The 23,131-nt window shown below is 41.8% G+C and carries 21 protein-coding genes; all 21 read left to right on the top strand.

Features of this window, described 5'->3' with window-relative positions; all coding sequences use genetic code 11:
• The first annotated feature begins 9 nt into the window (after window positions 1–9).
• The 21 genes from K8O68_RS20175 to K8O68_RS20075 all read left to right on the top strand — a co-directional run bounded on the left by K8O68_RS20175 (window position 10) and on the right by K8O68_RS20075 (window position 23,122).
• Window positions 10–2,226 carry a penicillin-binding protein gene (locus K8O68_RS20175; protein ID WP_230898547.1) on the top strand — a complete coding sequence of 739 codons (2,217 nt, stop codon included), beginning with the start codon at window positions 10–12 and terminating at the stop codon, window positions 2,224–2,226.
• Window positions 2,227–2,318: 92 nt separating this feature from the next.
• Window positions 2,319–4,256, top strand: a complete 1,938-nt coding sequence (locus K8O68_RS20170; RefSeq protein WP_230898546.1) for a stage V sporulation protein D — start codon at window positions 2,319–2,321, stop codon at window positions 4,254–4,256.
• Window positions 4,257–4,315: 59 nt separating this feature from the next.
• Window positions 4,316–5,782, top strand: a complete 1,467-nt coding sequence (locus K8O68_RS20165) for a UDP-N-acetylmuramoyl-L-alanyl-D-glutamate--2,6-diaminopimelate ligase (protein ID WP_230898545.1) — start codon at window positions 4,316–4,318, stop codon at window positions 5,780–5,782.
• A gap of 1 nt (window position 5,783) precedes the next feature.
• Entirely contained in the window at window positions 5,784–7,139 is a 1,356-nt protein-coding gene (locus K8O68_RS20160; RefSeq protein ID WP_230898544.1) for a UDP-N-acetylmuramoyl-tripeptide--D-alanyl-D-alanine ligase, read from the top strand.
• Window positions 7,140–7,154: 15 nt separating this feature from the next.
• Window positions 7,155–8,132 carry a phospho-N-acetylmuramoyl-pentapeptide-transferase gene (mraY, locus tag K8O68_RS20155; RefSeq protein WP_230898543.1) on the top strand — a complete coding sequence of 326 codons (978 nt, stop codon included), beginning with the start codon at window positions 7,155–7,157 and terminating at the stop codon, window positions 8,130–8,132.
• Complete coding sequence (murD, locus tag K8O68_RS20150; protein ID WP_230898542.1) at window positions 8,129–9,493, top strand: UDP-N-acetylmuramoyl-L-alanine--D-glutamate ligase; 1,365 nt, start codon at window positions 8,129–8,131, stop codon at window positions 9,491–9,493. Before mraY ends, murD begins: the two co-directional genes overlap by 4 nt.
• 76 nt (window positions 9,494–9,569) lie before the next feature.
• The gene (gene spoVE / locus K8O68_RS20145) at window positions 9,570–10,667 is read left to right on the top strand and encodes a stage V sporulation protein E (RefSeq protein WP_230898541.1); all 1,098 of its coding nucleotides are present in this window, start codon (window positions 9,570–9,572) and stop codon (window positions 10,665–10,667) included.
• 487 nt (window positions 10,668–11,154) lie between these two features.
• Window positions 11,155–12,273: an undecaprenyldiphospho-muramoylpentapeptide beta-N-acetylglucosaminyltransferase gene (gene murG, locus K8O68_RS20140; protein ID WP_230898540.1), complete on the top strand. Its 1,119-nt coding sequence runs from the start codon at window positions 11,155–11,157 to the stop codon at window positions 12,271–12,273.
• On the top strand, window positions 12,266–13,180 hold the full coding sequence (gene murB / locus K8O68_RS20135; protein WP_230898539.1) for a UDP-N-acetylmuramate dehydrogenase: 915 nt from the start codon (window positions 12,266–12,268) through the stop codon (window positions 13,178–13,180). Before murG ends, murB begins: the two co-directional genes overlap by 8 nt.
• 75 nt (window positions 13,181–13,255) lie before the next feature.
• A complete protein-coding gene (locus K8O68_RS20130; RefSeq protein ID WP_230898538.1) occupies window positions 13,256–14,038 on the top strand; it encodes a cell division protein FtsQ/DivIB in 783 nt (260 codons plus the stop codon).
• On the top strand, window positions 14,022–14,732 hold the full coding sequence (locus K8O68_RS20125; protein ID WP_230898537.1) for a DUF881 domain-containing protein: 711 nt from the start codon (window positions 14,022–14,024) through the stop codon (window positions 14,730–14,732). Before K8O68_RS20130 ends, K8O68_RS20125 begins: the two co-directional genes overlap by 17 nt.
• Complete coding sequence (locus K8O68_RS20120; protein WP_230898536.1) at window positions 14,729–15,427, top strand: DUF881 domain-containing protein; 699 nt, start codon at window positions 14,729–14,731, stop codon at window positions 15,425–15,427. Before K8O68_RS20125 ends, K8O68_RS20120 begins: the two co-directional genes overlap by 4 nt.
• A gap of 1 nt (window position 15,428) precedes the next feature.
• The gene (locus K8O68_RS20115; protein WP_230898535.1) at window positions 15,429–15,767 is read left to right on the top strand and encodes a small basic family protein; all 339 of its coding nucleotides are present in this window, start codon (window positions 15,429–15,431) and stop codon (window positions 15,765–15,767) included.
• A 141-nt stretch (window positions 15,768–15,908) separates the two neighbouring features.
• A complete protein-coding gene (gene ftsA / locus K8O68_RS20110) occupies window positions 15,909–17,210 on the top strand; it encodes a cell division protein FtsA (protein ID WP_230898534.1) in 1,302 nt (433 codons plus the stop codon).
• 53 nt (window positions 17,211–17,263) lie between these two features.
• Complete coding sequence (gene ftsZ / locus K8O68_RS20105) at window positions 17,264–18,433, top strand: cell division protein FtsZ (protein ID WP_230898533.1); 1,170 nt, start codon at window positions 17,264–17,266, stop codon at window positions 18,431–18,433.
• A gap of 292 nt (window positions 18,434–18,725) precedes the next feature.
• On the top strand, window positions 18,726–19,634 hold the full coding sequence (gene spoIIGA, locus K8O68_RS20100; protein ID WP_230898532.1) for a sigma-E processing peptidase SpoIIGA: 909 nt from the start codon (window positions 18,726–18,728) through the stop codon (window positions 19,632–19,634).
• Between the two features lie 22 nt (window positions 19,635–19,656).
• Window positions 19,657–20,376 carry an RNA polymerase sporulation sigma factor SigE gene (gene sigE / locus K8O68_RS20095; RefSeq protein WP_230898531.1) on the top strand — a complete coding sequence of 240 codons (720 nt, stop codon included), beginning with the start codon at window positions 19,657–19,659 and terminating at the stop codon, window positions 20,374–20,376.
• Window positions 20,377–20,503: 127 nt separating this feature from the next.
• On the top strand, window positions 20,504–21,289 hold the full coding sequence (sigG, locus tag K8O68_RS20090; protein ID WP_093047673.1) for an RNA polymerase sporulation sigma factor SigG: 786 nt from the start codon (window positions 20,504–20,506) through the stop codon (window positions 21,287–21,289).
• A gap of 204 nt (window positions 21,290–21,493) precedes the next feature.
• Window positions 21,494–21,757, top strand: a complete 264-nt coding sequence (locus K8O68_RS20085; protein ID WP_230898529.1) for a YlmC/YmxH family sporulation protein — start codon at window positions 21,494–21,496, stop codon at window positions 21,755–21,757.
• Between the two features lie 244 nt (window positions 21,758–22,001).
• Window positions 22,002–22,685: a YggS family pyridoxal phosphate-dependent enzyme gene (locus K8O68_RS20080; RefSeq protein WP_230898528.1), complete on the top strand. Its 684-nt coding sequence runs from the start codon at window positions 22,002–22,004 to the stop codon at window positions 22,683–22,685.
• 14 nt (window positions 22,686–22,699) lie between these two features.
• Entirely contained in the window at window positions 22,700–23,122 is a 423-nt protein-coding gene (locus K8O68_RS20075) for a cell division protein SepF (protein WP_230898527.1), read from the top strand.
• Window positions 23,123–23,131: the final 9 nt, after the last annotated feature.

Below are 23,131 nucleotides of genomic sequence, written 5' to 3'. Positions count from 1 at the left end.
TAGATTCCGGTGGAAGAAGTAAAGATGAACCGGCTGACAAAACGGGCTCTCCTGTTTTTGTCTCTTTTGCTTCTTGCCGTATTCGTTCTTTTTTCCAGGTTCGTATACATACAGGCAGCAAAGGAAGTTCAGGGTACGGACTTGGAAGAGCTGTTGAATCAGAGATGGTCGCAAACTCAGACAATAGAAGGTAAAAGAGGTTCTATTCATGATAGAAATGGCGATGTATTGGCAGAGGAGATTTCCTCCTACACCATCATCGCTATTTTAGATGAACGGTTTGAAAGTTACGTAGAAGATCCCCGTGAAACAGCCCAAAAACTGGGACAGGTTCTGGATATGGATCCACACCAGCTGGAAGGTATGCTGACAAGAGATGCCGTTCAGGTAGAATTGGGGCCGAAAGCTAAAAATATCAGTTTTGAGAAAAAAAGAGAAGTAGAAAAGCTTGAGCTGGACGGTATTTTATTCAGGGAGGACCCGAGGAGGTATTATCCGAAACAGACGTTTGCTTCTCATATACTCGGCTATACAGAAAGAGATATGTCTGTGGCCCGGATGGGTCTTGAAAGCAGCCTGGATGACTATTTAAAAGAGACGAACGGACAGATCACTTATCAAAAGGACGGAAGAAACCGGCGGCTGGTTAACGCGGAAGAATTCATTGAGGAACCTGAAAATGGGAAAGATGTTTATCTGACTTTAGATTCACGCATTCAAATGGCTATTGAGCAGACGATGAACCAGGTTCAGGAAGAATATGACCCAGAAAGAATGATGGCTATTGTAGCCAATGCTAAAACCGGAGAAATACTGGGCATGTCCAACCGTCCCAGTTTTAATCCAAACCAGTACGAAGATATTGAAAACTATACCAACTTTAATGTCACTTCAAGTTTCGAGCCGGGCTCCACTATGAAGGTTTTTTCACTGGCAGCCGCTATAGAGGAAGGTGTCTATAACGGTGAGGAAACCTTTGAATCGGGCTCATACGAAGTAACTGACCGGACTGTAAGAGACCATAACCAGGGCCGGGGCTGGGGAGAAATCACTTATAATGAAGGGGTCCAACGATCTTCCAATGTTGCTTTTTCCAAATTAGCCCTTGAAAAATTAGGTCCGGAGTCGCTTTATAATTATATTGATGCTTTTGGATTCCGGGATGTTACAGGAATAGACTTACCAAATGAAAGTCCGGGGCTGATTGCAGAGCAATATACAATTGATGCAGCAACTACAGCCTTTGGACAAGGAACAGCAATCACACCAATACAGCAGATTCAGGCAGCCACTGCTATAGCAAATGGCGGTAAAATGATGACCCCTTTTGTGATTGACCGAATTGTAGATTCCCAAAAAGGGGAAGTGCTACACGAGAATGAACCGGAAATAAAAGGGGAACCTGTTTCTGAAGAAACGGCTAATCAAGTATTGGAAATATTAGAGACCGTGGTGACTGCAGAAGAGGGAACAGGAAGGCCGTTTGCAATTGAAGGGTTTGATGTAGCCGGTAAAACAGGAACAGCGCAGATTCCTCAGGAAGGCGGAGGATATTTAGCCGGCCATGGAAACCACATTCATTCTTTTATCGGTATGGCGCCGGCAGACGACCCTGAAGTAGTGGTTTACGTGGCAGTGGACCGGCCGGACCTTGAAGGCCACCAAGCAGGGTCTGAACCAGTCTCTCTGATTTTTAAGCAAGTTATGGAACAAAGTTTACAATATTTAAATATTACTCCTACTGAAGAAGATGAAGTAGCTTCGGTGCACGATAATATTGAGATTGATGATTATGAGGGAGAAAAAGCCCAATCAGTAAAAGAGGAATTAGCAGAACAGGGGCTTAAAGTTACTTTAATTGGTGATGGTGAATCTGTTATTCGCCAGTCACATGCTGAAGGAACAGAATTAATGTACGGGGAAAAAGTGATTTTAATGACCAATGATGAAAATCCTGAAGTGCCTGACGTATCCAACTGGTCATTAAGAAACATATATTTGCTTGAAAAAGTAACCGGTGTGGATATGGAGGTCGAGGGAACAGGGTTTGTCACTAAACAGACGCCTCCTCCAGGAGGAAACCTTAACGGGCTTAGCCGGATGATTATTGAATTGTCGTTAACCAGTGGAGAAGAGCAGACGGAAGAAGAAATAGAAACTGATAACGATAGCCCGGAAGAGACTGAAGAAAATGAAGAAGATGAAGAAGAATTTTTTATGGATTAGAGGAAGACGCTGGAATGGGTAGGTTCTAACCTGTCCATTCTTTTCATATGTGTAAACCAAGCCGGATTGTCTTTATATCAGGGGAGGTTACTATGAAAAGGGTGTCTTTCGTCACAGTGAGAAAAAGGTTGATATTTACGTTAATCGCCGGGGTCATTCTTTTTACAATTATGATGGGGCGTTTATGGTATGTACAGGTGGTTATGGGTGATGAGATCTCGGAGAAAGCGGAAGATTTGTGGGGCAGAAATATTCCTTTTGAAGCTAAAAGAGGAGAGATTCTGGATCGGCATGGAGAAGTACTCGCGACAAATGTAACTGCACCGTCTATTCTTGTCGTTCCCAGACAAATAAAGGATCCGGCAGAAGCTGCCGAACAGCTGTCGGAAGTTTTATCACTGTCAAAAGAAAAAGCGTATGAAAAGGTGACAAAAAACGAATCAATTGTTCGAATAAACCCTGAGGGTAGAAAAATCACGAACGATCTTGCAAATCAAGTGAGGCTTCTAAAGCTGGACGGTATCTATGTAGCTGAAGATTACCGGAGGCACTATCCGAAAGGGGATTATTTATCCCATGTTTTGGGGTTTGCAGGAATAGATAATCAGGGGCTGACCGGGCTTGAATTATTTTATGACGAGTTTTTAAGCGGGGAACCCGGTCACGTCTCATTTTATTCTGATGCTAAAGGGAGAAGGATGCCAAACCTTGCGGACCGCTATTCACCCCCCGTTGATGGCCAGCATTTAAAGTTGAGCGTGGATGCATCCGTGCAAACGATAATAGAGCGGGAACTGGATGAAGCCGAGGCAGTTTATAATCCTGACGGGGCCATTGCGCTTGCAATGAACCCTAATACAGGGGAAATTTTGGGAATGTCTTCACGGCCAGGTTTTAACCCTGAACATTTTCAGGATGTTCCTCCGGAAGTTTATAACCAGAATAAACCGATATGGAGCCAATATGAACCTGGATCCACGTTTAAAATAATCACCTTAGCGGCAGCCCTCGAAGAAGGTAAGGTGGATCTGGAGAGGGATAACTTCCATGATCCCGGTTATATTGAAGTCTCCGGCCATAAACTGAGATGCTGGAAAAAAGGCGGCCATGGCTCACAAACGTTTCTTGAAGTCGTACAGAATTCCTGTAACCCAGGTTTTGTAGTGCTGGGAGAAAAGCTCGGTAAAGAGAAATTATTTAATTATATTCGTGGGTTTGGCTTTGGCGAAGAAACAGGCATAGACTTGCAAGGAGAAGGGAAAGGGATACTGTTTGATGAGGATGCAGTAGGCCCTTTGGAGCTGGCTACAACAGCATTCGGGCAAGGTGTTTCAGTTACACCTCTGCAGCAGGTGGCAGCTGTATCAGCTGCCATAAACGGGGGAAACTTATACCAGCCGTTCTTAGCTAAAGAATGGATAGACCCTTTAACAGGTCAGACACTTATGGCTCAAGAGCCGGTAGTCAAAAGGAAGGTAATATCTGAAGAGACTTCAGCTCAAATCCGTTCGGCCCTGGAGCATGTAGTGGCTAAAGGAACTGGGAAGGGAGCTTTCGTAGATGGTTACAGGGTTGGCGGGAAGACTGGTACCGCACAAAAAGCTAAAGATGGCAGATACCTTGAAAATAACCACATTGTTTCTTTTATTGGTTTTGCTCCTGCTGATGAACCCGAAATTGTTGTTTATGTAGCCGTTGACAATCCAAAAGATACGCTGCAGTTTGGCGGGATTGTAGCTGCGCCGATTGTCGGGAATATTATTGAAGACTCACTTAGGGCTATGGAGGTTCCTAAAAGGGAAGATCAGATCGAAAAAGAATTAATGTGGAACGATACGCCGCTTTTGGAAGTTCCCGATTTAATAGGGAGGACAGTGAGAGACATACACGAATCTTATTATGATTTTTCCCTTGAAGTGGAAGGGGAAGGTGATGAAGTTCTCCTCCAGTCTCCTGAGCCGGGAATCAGGATCCACGCCGGGTCCACGATTCGCATTTATATGGGTGACAAAAGCCCGCCCGACCAGTAAAATATAACAGAGGTATGTGAGTTTAATTTAGAAGCTGTTTAAGTGAAAGAGGGATAGACATGTTTGAACTGAAAGAAATTGCCGGCTGTTTACCGGCGTATAAGTTTATAGGAAAAAGCAATCCAACCATAAATGATCTTGCGATGGATAACAGAGAAGTTAAAAAAGGCGACTTATTTTTTTGTATTGAAGGTTTCACTGTGGATGGCCATGATTTTGCCGCTAAAGCCGTTGAGGCAGGAGCGGCAGCAGTAGTGGCGGAGAAGGAACTCCCTGTCAATGTTCCGATGATTATCGTCAGGGACAGTAAACGGGCGATGGCAATTATGGCTGCACATTTCTATCGGCTGCCAAGTTCAGCAATGCATATGATCGGTGTGACAGGTACAAACGGAAAAACGACAACCACTCACCTCATCCACAGGATTTTGAGCGATTATGCAATGGAAACCAGCATTATCGGTACAATGTATATGAAATATAAAAATAAAGAAATTGAAGTTAAGAACACAACACCTGATGCTTTAACACTCCATAAAGCTTTTTCTGATATGGCGACTGAAGGAGTAGAAGCTGTTACGATGGAAGTCTCCTCCCATGCATTGGAGCTTGGAAGGGTCCACGGGGTGGATTTTAATGTGGGTGTTTTCACTAACTTAACTCAGGATCATTTGGATTACCATAAAACAATGGATAATTATGCCCGGGCAAAAGGGTTATTGTTTTCTCAGCTCGGTAATGTCTATAAAGAGAACCATCAGAATATCGCCGTATTAAATATAGATGATCCATACTTTGATCTAATTGAAACAATGACAGCTGTTCCCATCATTACTTACGGGATGGACGAAAAAGCAGATTTCCGTGCAACTGAAGTCAATATTCACGAATCCGGTACAGATTTTCAGCTGTGTGTGGGTAATGGAGTATATCCGGTGCAATTAAAGATGACCGGTCGTTTCTCGGTATATAATGCCCTTGCTGCCGCTGCCGCTTCGTACGCCTCAGGTGTTCCGCTCCAGACGATTCAGGAAAGCCTGGCTGGAATACAAGGGGTAGCCGGCAGATTCGAAAAAGTAGACACAGACGCGCCTGTTCATGTTATTGTTGATTACGCTCATACGCCAGACAGCCTGGAAAACGTATTGGAAACGGTCAGAGATTTTGCAAAGGGAAAAGTATCAGTAGTGGTAGGCTGCGGCGGAGACAGGGACCGTACGAAGCGTCCTAAAATGGCAGCCATCGCTGAAAAGCTTTCAGATTATGTCTATTTGACTTCGGATAATCCGCGCTCTGAAGATCCTGAAGAGATATTAAATGAAATGAAAAGCGGAATGGCTCATAATAATTACAGTATAATTTTAAGCCGGAAAGAAGCCATATTTGAGGCAATAAAAAATGCTGAAGAGGATGAAGTGATTTTAATTGCTGGAAAAGGGCATGAAACTTATCAGATTATAGGAGACCAGACATTTGATTTTGATGATCGGCTCGTCGCTAAAGAAGCCTTAAAGGAGAGGTATTAGCATGTATGGTCATATTGATTATCAGCTTATAAAATCAGTTTGTGATGAAGTGAAAGGCCGCTTTCCTATTACTTTTACCGCTACAGGTGTGTCGGCAGACTCCAACTCTATTCAGAGCGGGCAAATTTACGTTCCGGTTCAGGGGGAGTTCTATGACGGACATCAGTTTATTGAAGCGGCTATGGAATGCGGTGCGGCTGCTTCCTTCTGGAAAAAAGGAATCGAGCTTCCGAGTACGGTACCAGATGATTTTCCTGTTTTATATACAGATGACCCGCTGAAAGCTGTCCGCAGGCTGGCCGACGGGTACTTGAAGGAAGTGGACGCGGTTTCGGTAGCTGTTACTGGAGATTATTCAAGGCTTGTAGCTAAGAAAGTGTTAAGCAAGGTTCTCTCGGGATCATATAAAGTCCATGAAGCAAAGCATTCTGCAGATAATGAGATGAGTGTGTATGAAACGGTGCTATCCATGCCCCTTGAAAGTGACATTATTATATGTGATGTCAATGACAAATCTGAAGAGACAGTCTGTCATATAAGTAACCTGCTTCAGCCTGCTTTTTCACTGGTCTGTTTTGCAGACAGCGTAAGAGAGATTAAATATCCTGCCTATGCAGCGTGTATTGAAGAAGGTATGAAAGCAACAGGCACCATTATTGCAGAAGGAGACACTTCCTTTTCAAACCGAGAATGGAAAACGGATGTGTCGACCTACGGATTTGGAGAACATAATATTTTTCAAATCAGCAGTAAAGAAACAGCCGGACAAGAGTGTGTTTTTCAGTTAGAAGGAGTCATGATTGATTTTAATGTACCGGTTTTATTGAGCGGGCATGTAAAACCTGTAGTTGCTGCAGTTGCTGCTGCTATTCACCTGGGGATTGGGGCTGAACAGATTCAGCGGTCATTATCAAATCTGACTATGGAAGATGTGTCTTTAGATGCTGTAGAAACATCTTTCAGCTCAGTTATCCTGTTTGATCATACAGATGTGGAAGAAAGTGATTTAGAATTTTCGTTAGGTATGTTAAAGCACATGCATACGTTCAGCAGAAGAGTCTTAATTGTAGATGAAGGTTTTCAGGCTGCCCCGCAGGATAAAACCTTACACGAAGTATTTGCTTCCCAGGTCGCACTGCCTGTCACTGATGTGATTACAATAGGAGAAAAAGCGTTTTGGGTAAAAGAAGCATTAAAGAGAAAAGGCAATGATCAGATAAACAGCAAACACTTTGCTACTCATGGAAAAGCGGTTAATATGTTTAAAGAACTGATAGAAAGTTCGAGCCTCGCATTATACAGGGGCGCAAACAGAGAATTATTGGAGCAGATTATAGAAGAATTGAATAGTCGTTAGAAAGGAGTTCCTTTCATGTTGGAACAAGGATTATTATTTACATTACTTTTAGCTTTTTTATTAACGGTGTTTCTTTCACCGTTTCTCATTCCATTTTTAAGAAAATTAAAGTTTGGTCAAAGTATCAGGGATGAAGGCCCGAAATCCCACCAGAAGAAAACAGGTACCCCAACGATGGGCGGCCTTATGATCATTTTATCGATTGTCGTTTCTTCTCTGATAATGGCAGGGCAATTCCACACTATTGGAGTGGAGATCTTGCTATTGCTGTTAGTAACAGTCGGGTTTGGACTGCTGGGCTTTCTCGACGACTATATAAAAGTAGTAAAGAAAAGAAACCTCGGTTTAACGTCAAAACAGAAATTTCTAGGCCAGGTTGCTATTTCAGCCGTTGTGTATGTCGTTTTGCTTCAGTCGGGCATTTCTACCGAAGTACATATTCCTGGAACAGGATTAGCGTTGGATGTGGGCTGGCTGTACCTTCCGCTGATTATTGTTATGCTGGTCGGAGCCAGTAACGCGGTTAACCTGACTGACGGACTGGATGGGTTAGTTGCAGGGACAGCTGCCGTAGCTTTTGGAGCTTTCGCTATACTCGCTTATTTTACGGGAATGCTTACAGTATCATTGTTTTCTATTGCTGTAGTGGGTGCTGTTCTTGGTTTCCTTGTGTTTAACGCTCACCCGGCGAAAGTATTTATGGGGGATACGGGATCACTGGCATTAGGCGGTGCTCTCGCGATGATTGCTATCCTGACTAAAATGGAATTATTACTGGTAGTGATAGGCGGCGTGTTTGTTATCGAAACATTATCTGTTATTATCCAGGTTATATCATTCAAAACGACTGGAAAAAGAGTATTTAAGATGAGTCCTCTTCACCATCATTACGAGCTTTCGGGCTGGAGTGAATGGCGGGTTGTAGTGACCTTCTGGCTGGTAGGAATTTTATTTGCCTTTACAGGCGTTTATTTAGAGGTGTGGATGTCATGAAAATAGTTAATAAATTTAAAGATAAAAAAGTGCTCGTACTCGGGTTGGCAAAGAGCGGTACCGAAGCCGCAAAATTGCTGAATCACCTGGGTGCTCTGGTGACAGTTAATGACCGGAAACCTTATGAGGAAAATGAGCAGGCAAAAGAGCTCAAAAAAGAAGGTGTCGAAGTAGTTTGCGGCTCCCATCCTGAAGAACTTGTCTCAGAAGAACTGGATTATTTAGTTAAAAACCCGGGAGTCCGTTACGACCACCCTTTAGTTGCAAAAGCTGAAGGGCTGAATATCCCTGTCTACACTGAAGTAGAACTGGCTTATTTAATTTCAGAGGCGGAAATAATTGGGATCACCGGCTCCAACGGTAAAACAACGACGACGACTTACGTTGGCGAAATGCTTAAAGGAGGCCAGCGAAATCCATTAATAGCAGGAAATATCGGCAAAGTTGCATGCAAAGTGGCGAGAGAGGCAACCTCTAAGGACGAAATGGTCGTGGAATTGTCCAGTTTTCAGCTTATGGGCACAGAAACATTTGCGCCTAAAATTGCCGTACTTTTAAATTTTGTAGAAGCCCATCTGGATTACCACGGGTCTATGGATGACTATATTGAAGCTAAATCTCATATTTTCCGCAACCAGACGAGCGGAGATTACCTCATTTACAATGCGGATGACCCTCTTGTATCGAAGGTTGTTAAAGGTGCAAAAGCACAGTTAATCCCTTTTTCTGTAGAAAAAAACCTGGAAAACGGGGCTTGCCTTTCAGAAGGATGGCTGACTGTTTTTAATGAAAAACTAATTCAGGCTAAAGACATGTCTCTTCCCGGGGATCATAATGTGGCAAACGCCCTAGCTGCGGCTGCTGCTGCAATTTTGGGCGGAGCAGACATAGAGCAAATCAGGCATGTCTTAAAGACGTTTGAAGGCGTGGAACACCGGCTTCAATTTATTGGTGATTTAGAGGGGCGCAAGGTTTATAATAATTCGAAAGCAACGAATGTACCGGCGACAATTACAGCATTAAAGGCATTTAATCAGCCTGTTGTTTTAATCGCTGGCGGTCTGGACAGGGGACTGTCTTTTGACGCGCTTAAACCATTGCTTTCTGAAAAGGTCAGTGCCTTGATCACTTACGGCGAAACAAAAGACAAACTTGCCGAAACGGGCAGGCAGTCCGGAGTGCCTTCTGTCGACTCAGTGGATACTTTAAATGAAGCAACTGTTAAAGCCTACAGCCGTTCAAATAAAGGGGACGTGATCCTGTTATCTCCGGCCTGTGCCTCGTGGGACCAGTTTAAAACTTTTGAGGAACGCGGAAAAGCATTTACAGAACAAGTTGAATTAATTAAGCAGCAAAAATAGTCATGATTGGCCAAGCCATACATATGAATAGGTAGTAGAGACCCTCCAGGGTTAGAAGAATCGAGGTGTTTTTCTATTGCCTAAAGTCCGAACGACTCCTGATTTAATATTGGTAGTTGTAACTGTAATTCTAGTAATTATAGGTAGTATGATGGTTTACAGTGCCAGCGCAGTCTGGGCAGAATACCGTTTCCAGGACCCCTATTTCTTTTTGAAAAGACAGCTGATTTTTGTAGGTGTGGGGCTGGCAGCTATGTTTGTAACCGTTCAAGTGGATTATTGGCGGTTAAAACAAATAGCTCATATTATTTTATGGATATGTTTTGGCCTTCTTGTTATCGTTCTGATTCCCGGCGTGGGCTTAGTAAGGGGAGGAGCTCAAAGCTGGCTCGGAGTAGGAGCTTTCTCGATACAGCCTTCAGAATTTATGAAACTTGCGATGATATTATTTTTAGCAAAGTATGTTTCAGAAAATCAGAAGTATATTACCTCCTGGAAAAAAGGCCTGCTGCCAGTTTTGTCTCTTGTTTTTATTGCTTTTGGCCTTATTATGCTCCAGCCGGACTTGGGCACAGGGGCAGTTATGGTTTTTACGTGTGTTTTAATAATATTTGTCGCAGGGGCCAGAATTTCCCACTTTATGTTTTTGGCCGGGATAGGGGCGATTGGTTTTGTTGGATTAATTGTGTCGGCCCCTTATCGTCTTCAGCGGATCACCTCATTTCTGGATCCTTGGCAAGATCCTCTGGGCAGTGGATTTCAAATTATACAATCATTATTCGCTATCGCTCCAGGTGGAATATTAGGATTGGGTTTCGGGCACAGCCGTCAAAAGTATTTTTACTTGCCTGAACCGCAGACAGATTTTATTTTTGCTATTCTGGCTGAAGAACTCGGTTTTGTAGGCGGGACGTTCGTTCTTCTCTGCTTTGCCGTGCTGTTGTGGAGAGGGTTAAGGATCGCCTTGCATGCTCCGGATTTATTCGGTACCTTATTTGCTACCGGTATTATCGGTATGATAGCAATACAAGTAATGATTAATATAGGAGTAGTGATAGGGCTCATGCCTGTAACAGGGATTACACTTCCTTTATTGAGTTATGGAGGATCATCCCTTACTTTAATGCTCACGACGATTGGTGTACTCTTGAATATCAGCCGGCATATACGGTAACTTGTTAAGGTAGCACCAGTCATAGATACTGAGACAAAAGAATAGCGACTTTTAAGACATCCGAAACAATTTTTACGAATGTTGTTTCGGATGTTCTTTTGTGTTAGAAGCAGTGACTTTAGTCATTAGAGCGTGCGCTTTCTGAGGGGCTGGCTTTCAGCTAGGGTGAACACTTTTACGGATCCCTTTGTCTTCAACTGACTTTCCCGAAGAGGGCTGCGGGAAGGTGGATTCAGACTGCGCTAATCCTCCGGGTGTCCCCGCCTTCGTTTACCGGTAAAGTTTGCTGCAGAAGTTTAACAAAGCATGAACTTTAAGAAGAAAAAAGTGCCGGAAAGATCAATGACTTATAAAAAAAATTTTATTTTGTTTAAAAGTTTAAAAACATCCATAATTGACTTAAAATCCCTTTAATATTCGGTTAAAATAGGAATGATACAGTAAAAGATTCCGTTGTTAATTAATGGAAATCATTTAGGAGGAAAATATGAAAGTTTTAATATCCGGCGGCGGTACTGGCGGACACATTTACCCAGCTGTCGCTTTTATCAATCATTTAAAAAACCAAAATGATTCACTTGAATGTTTATATATTGGTACAGAAAACGGCCTTGAAGCAAATATTGTACCTAAGGAAGGAATTCCATTTAAAACGGTCAAAATATCAGGCTTTAAACGAAAAGTATCTTTAGATAATGTGAAAACCATTTTGCGTTTTATAAACGCGGTGAGAAAATCCAGAAAATATATTAAAGAATTCAAACCGGATGTGGTTATAGGGACCGGGGGATACGTCTGTGGTCCGGTTGTTTTTGCAGCGGCTAAGCAGAATATTCCTACAATAATACACGAACAAAACAGTGTACCGGGGCTGACAAATAAATTTCTATCACGGTATGTAACAAAGATCGCCCTGTCATTTCCTGATTCAGCTGACTTTTTTCCAAAAGAAAAAGTGGTGATGACCGGCAATCCGAGAGCGAGCGAAGTAGTAAAACAAAGGACAGTGACAGGGAAGTCAAAGATTAAAGAACTTGGTCTTGACCCCTCCCTTAAAACTGTCCTTATTGTAGGGGGCAGCCGCGGAGCAAAACCTATCAATGATGCCGTAATGGAAACTTTACAGCAGTGGAAGTCTAAAGATTATCAGTGCCTTTATGTAACAGGGCAGGCTCATTATGAAACAGTTAAAGAAAAAATTGATAAAGAAACAGGTGTAAGCGGTATTGTTACAGTTCCTTATATCGATAATATGCCAGCTGTACTTAATGAAGTTGATTTGCTGGTAGCCAGAGCTGGAGCTACAACACTGGCTGAAATTACTGCTTTAGGCTTACCTTCGGTGCTTATTCCAAGTCCGTATGTAACTAATAATCACCAGGAAAAAAATGCCCGCTCTTTAGAAAAAGAAAATGCTGCAAAAGTAATTTTAGAAAGTGAAATGGCCCCTGACCGACTGTTTAAAGAAATTGACGACATTTTAACTGACAGCGGTAAATGGAGCAGCATGAAAGAAGGGGCACTTAAGCTCGGCAGACCTGATGCTTCCGCAGATATTGAGGATATAATAAAATCTTTAACAAATGGCGGTAAACAAAATGGATAAGGCATTACGGGAATTAAAAGATGAAGTTGAGAAAAATTTTACTTGTAAAGTTGTATTCGATGAACCATTGAACAATCATACAACTTGGAAAATAGGCGGCCCGGCAGCTCTGATGATTGAGCCGGATTCAGAAGAAAGCCTCAAACATTCTATGGCTTTTATTAAGGAAAAAGAGCTTCCCTGGTTTATTCTCGGGAGAGGTTCTAATATTCTCGTGTCTGACAAGGGAATAAAGGGAGTTGTCATTAAGCTTGGAGACAAACTGGCTTCGTTAAAACAGGAAGGTGATTTAATTTCTGTCGGAGCAGGTTTTTCTCTTATTAAACTGGCTACGATTATGAGTAAGAAAGGCTATTCCGGCTTAGAATTTGCCGGCGGAATACCGGGCTCTGTTGGCGGGGCTGTTTTTATGAATGCAGGAGCTCATAAATCAGACATTTCAGCCATTTTAACTAAAGCATATGTGCTGATGCCTAATGGAGAATCCGGGTGGCTGAGTAATAAAGAATTAAAGTTTGCCTACCGAAGCTCAGTTTTACAGAAAAACGGCGGAATTTGCATATCAGCTGAATTCAAATTAAAAAAAGGAAATACGGCTGAGATTCGCGAAAGGTTACAAACAAATAAAAATTATCGGAAAGAGACCCAGCCCTGGAAAGACCCTTGCTGCGGAAGTGTGTTCCGTAATCCTTTACCCGAGCATGCAGGCCGGCTAATTGAAGAGTTAGGATTAAAAGGTTACAAGGTCGGAGGGGCACAAGTCTCTGAAAAACACGCCAATTTTATAGTAAATACTGGTGAAGCTTCAGCAGAAGATATACTAACCTTGATAGACTATATTAAAGAGCAGGTTCGTATTCATTACGGTATAGACTTGGAAACAGAAGTTGAGCATATCGGTGACTAAACTATTTCAATTATATGAAAGTTTATATAATATGTTTTCTCGTTCAATCCCTTGCTTTACAATGGAGGAAGGCATATGAAAGAAAAAAAGGTAGTGAAAATTGAAGAGCGAATACCTAAACTGAAAGAGCGGCGAAAGCAGAAGTCAAACAGGAGGCTGATTGTCTACGTTTCTATATTTTTCACCCTTATGCTATTGATCGTGTATTTTCAAAGTTCTTTCAGCCAAGTCCAAACAGTTAACGTCAGAGGGAACAATCTGGCTTCAGCAGACTGGGTGGTCAATGAATCTGAACTTCTCCAGGGAGTCAGCATGTGGAATTTAGGGGGAAGTGAGCTGGTTGAAAGGCTGACTGACCATGATGCCATAAACGCTGTGGAGATTTCCAGGGATTGGATGAATACAGTCGTTATTACTGTCACCGAACATGAACGGATTGCTTATATAAAGGACGGGAATTCGTATGCACCTGTGCTTGTGACCGGGGAAATTTACGACAATGGAGGCCAAAGAGCCACTCCCTTCGATGCGCCAGTCCTAAGGGGATTTGAAGATAATCAGATTAGAGAAGAAATGGTTAATGAATTGTCACAAACACCAAGTGGTCTGCGGCAGCGAATATCCGATATTCTTCTTGAACCTCTTGATAATGATCCAGGCCGGTTAACAATTCTAATGAATGACGGCTTTGTAGTCAGTTCCACAGTTACCCAGTTCTCTGAAAGAATCGCTCCTTATCCATCAGTTGTCGAACAGCTGGATCCAGAGGAAGAAGGCATCGTTCATATGCGTATGAACCCTTATTTCGAACGTTTCAATACAGAGGATGAGGAGGAAGAAATTGAAATTGAAGGGTAAATACGTTATATTCTCAGTGGTGTTATTAGTCACAGGCTTTTTAATGTCTTTAAGCTATCAAATGGCCGGACAATCAGAAAGAGAAGGTTACACAATGACTGATTCGCAATGGCAGGAAGAAGCAGACTTGCGAAATGATGTGTTAAGGGAACAGCAGGTGAACAGGGAACTGGCCGGTCAGCTAAAAGATATTCAAACAGAAATAAAAACGGTCGAAGAAGAAATTTCTCACCGCGAAAGAACCTATTTTAATCTTGTGGAAGATTTGGACCATCTTAGAATGGTCACTGGGAATGTGGGAGTAAAAGGGGAAGGGCTCTCCGTGACATTGACAGATGCAGATTATATTCCGGGAGAAGACAGTCCAAACAATTATATTGTTCACGAACACCATCTCCAGCAGGTGATTGACGAACTTCTCGTAGCTGGCGCAGAAGCAGTGGCAGTTAATGGACGGAGGATCAGCCACCAGAGTTATATCCAGTGTACGGGCCCGGTTATAGAAATAGATGGGGAAACGTCCTTCGCTCCATTTGAAATTACCGCGATTGGTGACCGGGAAACACTGGACGAATCGCTGAATTTGGCTGGCGGAGTAAAAGACCAGTTAGTCAGCGAGAATATTCAAGTGCGGATTGAAAGAAAAAATGAAGTCGTTATTAATCCTTACTTTGAAGGCGGGGAAGACACATGAAGAAGATTCCGATTATTTTTGCATGTGTCACACTGATCATTGGATATATGGCAGCAGTGCAATTTCAGTCCCATGCGGAACCTGAAACCCGTGATACGAGAAATATGGCTGACCTTCGCCAGGCTTTGATGGCCGAGAAAGAAAGACAGCAGGAATTAAATGAAGAAATTAGCCGGCAGCAGGAAATTTTAAACCAGCTGGAAGAGACAGAGGATGTTGAAGACGTCATGGCCGATGTAATTGAAAATTTACAAGAACAAGCCGGGTTAACAGAAGTGACTGGGGAAGGGTTAATTATTCAAATAGACTTGGAATTTGACCACAATTATACCGGAGGGGCGATCAGCTCCATTCCTCCATATTTGCTAAGACTTCTGATTAATGATTTAAATATTCAGGGAGCGGAACACATTGCCATAGGAAACGAAAGAATAGTTTCCACTACTGCAATTCGTGAAGCTAATGGAAGGACTTTAGTAAATGGAAACTGGTTAAGCTATTTTCCGGTGGAGGTTAAAGTCATCTCCAATGATCCTGAGTCTCTCCACTATGCCATTATGTCTTCTCAATCCCGCGAAATGTTTATATATGAAAACATGAATTTTTCCTCAAATCCTGTCGACAGTTTAACACTTCCCGCGTTTGATAAAAATTACCGCACGCGGTTTATGGAACCTGTACAGGAGGGATCCTGATATGTGGCTGCCTGTCTTAGGCCTTTTGTTAGGCCTTATATTAGGTTTTCTGACAGATATCAGAGTCTCAGAACATTACGCGCCGTACTTATCAATTGCTGTTCTGGCAGCACTGGATACTTTAGCTGGAGGTATCCGGGCATATCTGGAAAATCAGTTTGATGAAAAGGTATTTATAACAGGTTTTTTTACAAATATCTTTTTAGCGGCGGGTTTAGCTTTTCTCGGTGTTCATCTTGGTGTAGACTTGTATTTAGCAGCCATTTTTGCTTTTGGTATCAGGCTGTTTAAAAATATAGCTTTGATCAGGCGGCTGCTGCTTAGAAAGTGGCAAGGATAATCACGTTATATTAATTAGGAATACAGACATTTTCTATATTTAAGGAGAAAAAAAAAGGGAATGGGAGACAAGTGTTGAATAACTTTCTTATCTTAAGGAAAAAGTCAGCATGAGTCTTACGTTTGAAGGAGGTGCCATCCAATGAATAATCATGATACATATGTTACGTTAGATATCGGGACATCATCCGTAAGGGTGATTATCGGAGAGATGACAAATGGATCTTTAAATATAATAGGAGTTGGCGAGTCCAGCTCTGAAGGTATAAAAAAAGGATCGATCGTGGACATTGACGAAACGGTCCAGTCTATTAAAAAAGCTGTCGAAAAAGCTGAAAGAATGATTGGGCTTAGTATTAATCATGTGATTGTCGGGGTGACCGGAAACCATATTCAGCTCCAGCCATGCCATGGAGTTGTGGCTGTTTCCAGTGATGACCGTGAGATCGGAGACGAAGATATTACAAGAGTAATAGATGCTGCACAAGTCATATCTATTCCTCCGGAAAGGGAAATTATTGATGTCATTCCCCGCCAGTTTATAGTTGATGGGCTCGATGAAATAAATGACCCCCGCGGGATGATCGGTGTACGTCTTGAAATGGAAGGAACAATTATTACAGGCTCCAAAACGATGTTACATAATTTGCTCCGCTGTGTTGAAAAAGCAGGCCTCCAAGTAGCAGATATTGTACTTCAGCCTTTAGCAGCCGGTTCTATAGCTTTATCAAAAGACGAAAGAAGCTTAGGAGTGGCTCTGATTGATATGGGGGGCGGCTCTACAACTGTTTCTGTGTTTCAAAATGGGGTCTTGCAGGGAACCAGCCAGATTCCAATTGGAGGAGACCATATGTCCAATGATATCTCAGTTGGTTTCCGGACTTCTACAGAGGAAGCAGAAAAAGTGAAAGTGACACATGGACATGCTTTCATAGATCTCGCCTCCGATGAAGAAACTTTCGAAGTTTCGGAGATTGGCAGTGATCAGACGCAGGAATTTTCCCAGTGGCAGCTTGCGAATATTATCGAGCCTCGTTTGGAAGAGATGTTTCATCTTGTCCTTAAAGAGATATACCGGCTGGGCTACCAGGATTTATCCGGTGGTTACGTTCTTACGGGCGGCATAGCTAAGATGCCTGGTGTACTCGAACTTGCCCGTGAGGTGCTGCAAAAGAATGTAAGAGTAGCTATACCGGATTATATTGGTGTACGGGAACCGCAATATACCAATGGCGTTGGCCTAATTACTTTCGCGCATCGAAATGTTCGTATACAAGGTAAGGAGATTATGTCCGGATTAGAACCTCTAGAAGAAGGCAGCACAGAAATTAAGAAAGAAAGAAAAGAGAAACCGAAGCAGGCTAAAACAAAAGTAAAAGAAACTAAAGAAAATCCAGGTGTTAAGAAGAAAGTCTCGAATATGTTTAAAATGTTTTTTGAGTAGAGCAGAACGGCTCTAAACTGTAATTGGAACGAATTCGGATTGGGGGATCGAAAATGTTGGAATTTGAAATGGATATGGAACAATTAGCAACAATAAAAGTTATAGGTGTCGGCGGAGGCGGAAGCAACGCTGTAAACAGAATGATTGAAAATGGTCTTCAAGGTGTTGATTTTATCGCAGTAAACACTGATGCTCAAGCTCTTCATTTATCAAAAGCAGAAGAAAAACTGCAATTAGGCGGTAAATTAACCAGAGGACTTGGAGCAGGAGCCAACCCGGAAATTGGAAAAAAAGCTGCGGAAGAAAGCCGGGAACAGCTTGAGGAGCATTTAACAGGTGCCGATATGGTATTCATTACTGCTGGTATGGGAGGGGGAACAGGAACAGGTGCTGCTCCGGTCATTGCGGAAATCGCAAAAGAAGCTGGAGCATTAACTGTTGGAGTTGTCACCCGCCCGTTTACATTTGAAGGAAGAAAGCGGATGGTTCAGGCCTCTAATGGAATTCAAGCTTTAAAAGATAAAGTTGATACGTTAATTGTTATTCCTAATGACCGCCTATTGGAAATTGTAGACAAAAACACACCTATGCTTGAAGCATTCAGGGAAGCAGATAATGTTCTGCGTCAAGGTGTCCAGGGCATTTCTGATTTAATTGCTACTCCTGGTTTAATTAACCTGGATTTTGCTGATGTTAAAGCAATTATGAGTGAAAAAGGATCTGCCCTGATGGGTATAGGTGTAGCTACTGGTGAAAGCAGAGCAGCTGAAGCCGCTAAAAAGGCTATCTCCTCACCTTTACTTGAAACGAGTGTAGATGGTGCGCAAGGTATTTTAATGAACATTACCGGTGGTACAAACTTAAGCTTGTTTGAGGTTCACGAAGCTGCAGAAATTGTTTCTACAGCCTCTGACAGCGAAGTCAATATGATTTTTGGGTCTGTAATTAATGAAAACTTAAAAGATGAAATCGTAGTTACAGTCATTGCTACAGGGTTTGATGAGCAGAAAGCTGAAAAAACATCTCCTCAGAGATCATCAATCAGCCAGCAGACTCAGCAGCGTCAGCAGCCACAGCAGAGTCAGACTCAGCAGTCTCATTCGAGAGAGGAAGCAGCCTCTTCACAGGAGACTCCTAAGCCTGCTCCGAAGAATCAGCCTGCAGATGATGAAATGGATACTCTTGATATCCCTACTTTTCTTAGAAATCGCCGCAAACGGTAAATTTAAAACTGAACAGTTAATTAAAAAAGAGCCAGGATTTAATAGATCCCGGCTCTTTTTTTGTGCCATTTTTCCAAAAAACGGTGCCCGCTCATGCCTGAACAAAGAAATTACAGGCATTGCTGTGACCTGAATCCGGAAACCACTATCCCTTTAATTATGCAGTTTATTGTGCTGACACAATCCCTGAAAATCTATTAAAATAAGTTTTTTTCCGTGGCAAAAAATGACAGACTTAGTGGGAGCCGTAAGATATACTTATCCTTAAATTCGAAGTTGGACGGTGGCATAAATGACTCTTTATTTAGATGTAATTTGGCTGCTTAATTTTTTTATAGATTTACTTTTACTTTTGCTGACTTCGATTGTACTAAAAAGAAAAGTTCTTAAAAAAAGACTTTTTGCCGGAGCCTTATTTGCGTCTATGTATGTATGGGTGATGTTTATACCGGATCTTCACTTTATGATGAACCCTTTTATGAAGGCTCTGTACTCAGTAATTATTATTCTTATTACCTTCCCATCTCATCAATTACGTTCTTTTGTCCAAGCCTTGCTTATGTTTTACTTTGTAAATTTTGCAGCTGGCGGAGGGTTGATCGGACTTCATTTTTTTCTGCAAGTCGATTCTTCTTTTATTCAAGGTACTTTTGCTACAAGAGGGAACAGCTTCGGCAGTCCTATAAGCTGGCTGTTTGTCATTGTTGGATTTCCGTTAATATTTTTCTATTCTAAAGAACGGTTTGCGGCTGTTGAAGCTTCTAAAATCCGATTCGACGAAACGATGGACGTAGAAATCTTATTAGGCGGCCGTGAGATTAATTTAAAAGGTTTTGTAGACAGCGGAAACCAGCTGACTGATCCCATTACGAAAAAAACGGTCATGGTCATTGATATGAATAAGGCAGAAAAGCAATTTCCGCCGGAAATCCTTACATTATCAAAAAGCTCACCGGAAAGTATGGGTGATATTCCCTCCAGCTATATTGGAAAAGTATCCATAGTTCCGTACAGGACGGTTGGGACAGAACAGAAATTTTTATGGACAATCAAACCGGAAAAAGTAGTAGTTTTTGAGAATGGTTTATCTTATGAATGCCCGGGAACGCTGCTCGGTTTAAGTCATTTTTCACTAGGGGAGAAAGGGGAGTACGACTGCCTGCTTCACCCCGGAATGATGCAAAAAAGAAAACAGGCATAACAACTAAGAGGAGGAGATACTGTTGAAAAAGTATACAATTCGTTTAAAGCTCTGGTGGTACCGGCTCCTGAATAAATTAAAGTTAAAATCCAATGAGGTATTTTACATAGGAGGAAGTGAAGCGCTCCCTCCGCCTTTATCTAAAGAAGAAGAAGCTTATCTACTGAAAAAGCTGCCTGACGGGGATGAATCTGTCCGATCAATTTTAATCGAAAGAAATTTAAGGCTCGTCGTTTATATTGCCCGCAAGTTTGAAAATACAGGAATCAACATAGAAGATCTGATTAGTATAGGAACCATCGGGCTGATTAAAGCAGTCAACACATTTAATCCGGAGAAGAAAATTAAGCTGGCCACATACGCATCAAGGTGCATTGAAAATGAAATTCTTATGTATTTGAGAAGAAATAATAAATTAAGGTCGGAAGTGTCATTTGATGAGCCGCTGAATATTGACTGGGATGGCAATGAGCTGCTGCTGTCAGATGTACTAGGAACTGAGGAAGACATCATTACAAAAGGAATTGAAGAAAAGGTGGACAGAAAGCTGCTATTAAAAGCTTTACGGAGCCTGAATGACAGGGAAAAACAAATTATGGAACTGCGCTTCGGACTTGCAGGCGAAGAGGAGAGAACTCAAAAAGATGTAGCGGATATGCTTGGGATTTCCCAGTCATATATCTCCAGGCTTGAAAAAAGGATTATAAAGCGCCTTCAAAAAGAATTTAATAAAATGGTGTAGCCATTCTCTTTACTCCTGCAAAGGTTTGAGCCGTTTATACATTTTTTTCAGAAATGATTACCTGCATAAATTTCCCTCCCGCGGAGATACTGATTTTGTAACTTATCTCCTGATGGGAGGGAAACCATTGTCTCGAAATAAAGTAGAAATTTGTGGTGTAGATACGTCTAAATTACCGGTCTTAAAAAACAAGGAAATGCGTATTCTGTTTAAGCAAATGCAAGAAGGAGATTCTGAAGCAAGGGAGAAACTGGTCAATGGGAACTTGCGGCTCGTACTGAGTGTGATTCAAAGGTTTAATAATCGGGGGGAATTTGTGGACGACCTGTTTCAAGTAGGCTGTATAGGCTTAATGAAGTCTATCGACAATTTTGATCTGGAGCAGAATGTTAAATTTTCAACTTACGCTGTCCCAATGATTATCGGGGAAATCCGCCGATACCTCAGGGATAATAATCCAATAAGAGTTTCCAGGTCGCTTAGGGATATTGCTTACAAAGCACTTCAGGTCAGAGATAATATGATGAGTGAAAAGAAAAGGGAAAGGGAACCCACCGTTCAGGAAATAGCTAAAGTATTGGGTGTACCAAAAGAAGAAGTGGTTTTTGCACTCGATGCTATACAAGATCCTGTGTCCTTATTTGAACCCATTTACAATGATGGGGGTGATCCAATTTACGTGATGGATCAAATCAGCGATGATAAACAAAAAGATGTTAACTGGATTGAAGACATTGCTATAAAAGAAGCAATGATCCGTTTAAATGAACGTGAGAAAACAATTTTGGATATGAGATTCTACCAAGGGAAAACTCAAATGGAAGTAGCTGATGAAATCGGTATTTCCCAGGCGCAGGTTTCCCGTCTTGAGAAAGCAGCTATAAATCAGATGAATAAGCACGCCAGAGAATAATTTAAGGATAAAGCAGTTCCGTATAATATGAAAAGGTTCCTTACCCATCAATTAAGGAACCTTTTTATCAGGAATCGCTCTCACTCAAAGTGAGGGCGATTCTTTTTACGTGGGTTTATGCCAGCCTCATTTTTTTTTGATATATCCCGAAGCAGGAAAGCATAATATTTTATTAGGAAGAGACAGAAAAGGGGCGGTATAACAATGCTTAACATGTCAGAGCTTCAGTCAAAAGATATTGTCAACCTTTCAGATGGAAAGTTATTAGGCCACCTCACTGATATCGATATTGATCTCGAAAGGGGAAGAGTAAATTCTATCGTTATTGGCGGCGGAAGAATGAAAAATTTATTTCAAAAGGATGAAGAAACGGTGGTTCCATGGAAAAACATTGTTAAAATAGGTTCTGATGTCATTCTTGTCAGGCTGGAGAAAGGGGGCGCCCCCGCAGATTATGTTGAGGATTAACTGAGACAGCCATAAAATTCGATAAAATTATCAATTTACCTGACATATTCGATATATCATTAATGGAAACCATTGCTTGATTAGTAAAGATTCTTTATACTTTAAGAGAGTTTATTTTCAAATGCATTGCAGAGAGGGAAATAAGGGTTTTTTATAAGAGAGATGGAAAACTCCCTTCGAACCCTTATTTTTCTCTGTTTTCCCTATCCTGCTCTGACTAATTTTAATGAGAGGAGTTTGTCGGTTGTCAGTTAAAGATAATTTTAAAAATGTACAAGCTTCTGTCACAAAAGCTTGTGAACGTTCAAATAGAGATTCAGATAATGTACATATCATTGCTGTAACAAAATATGTATCGGTCGAGACAGCAAAAGAGGCTGTTGAAGCAGGTATCGAACACATTGGAGAAAACAGGCTTGACGAAGCTTTAAGTAAGTGGGAAGAAATAGGAAGTGGAGTCACTTGGCATTTTATTGGAAACCTACAGACGAAAAAAGTGAAAAAAATGATTCATGCCTTTGACTATATCCATTCGCTTGACCGTCTTTCATTAGCGAAAGAAATAGACAAGCGTACCAATCAGGGTGAACGCAAGAAATGTTTTGTGCAAGTTAATGTAACAGGGGAAGAGTCCAAGTCGGGTCTCCCGCCTGAGGATGTTCTCTCGTTTATTGAAGAATTAAAAAATTATCCTTCCATCGAAGTGGAGGGATTAATGACCATGGCACCATATACAGACGATCACACGGAACTCCGGTCTGCATTCAGGCAACTGCGTGAACTGAAAGAAAGCATTGAAGAGAAAAAGCTCTCCCACGCTCCGTGCCATGAGTTGTCAATGGGGATGTCCAATGATTTTGAAATAGCTGTGGAAGAAGGGGCCACTTTTGTCCGGATTGGCTCTTCACTTGTTGGAAAAGAAAAATAAAGCGGGGTGAAACAATGACAATTAAACGAAAATTTAAGCGGTTTTTCGCGTTAGACGATGAATATGATGAAGATGAAATAGAAATTGAAGATGATATTGAAGAAACTCATCATCCTGTTGAACGTGGAAAAAAATCCGATAAAAAAAATATTGTCAGCTTAAGCAGTATTCAGAACCAGGCAAAAGTGCTGCTGCTTGAACCGCACAGTTATGATGAAGTTCAGGAAATTGCCGACCATCTGAAGAACAGGAAAGCTGTCGTTATTAATCTGCAAAGGATTTCCAGAGACCAGGCAAAAAGAATAGTGGATTTTCTCAGCGGTACAGTTTACGCTATTGGAGGGGACATCCAGAAACTTGGCTCAAACATTTTTCTCTGCACGCCGGATAACGTCAACGTGACCGGCTCCATCTCGGAAATGTTTGAGCAATCATAGATATTGAGG

It is taken from the genome of Salipaludibacillus sp. CUR1, from assembly GCF_021028955.1.
Classification (GTDB): domain Bacteria; phylum Bacillota; class Bacilli; order Bacillales; family Salisediminibacteriaceae; genus Salipaludibacillus.
Note: the sequence above shows the minus strand (reverse complement) of the source record. Positions and strands in the feature narration are given on the sequence as shown.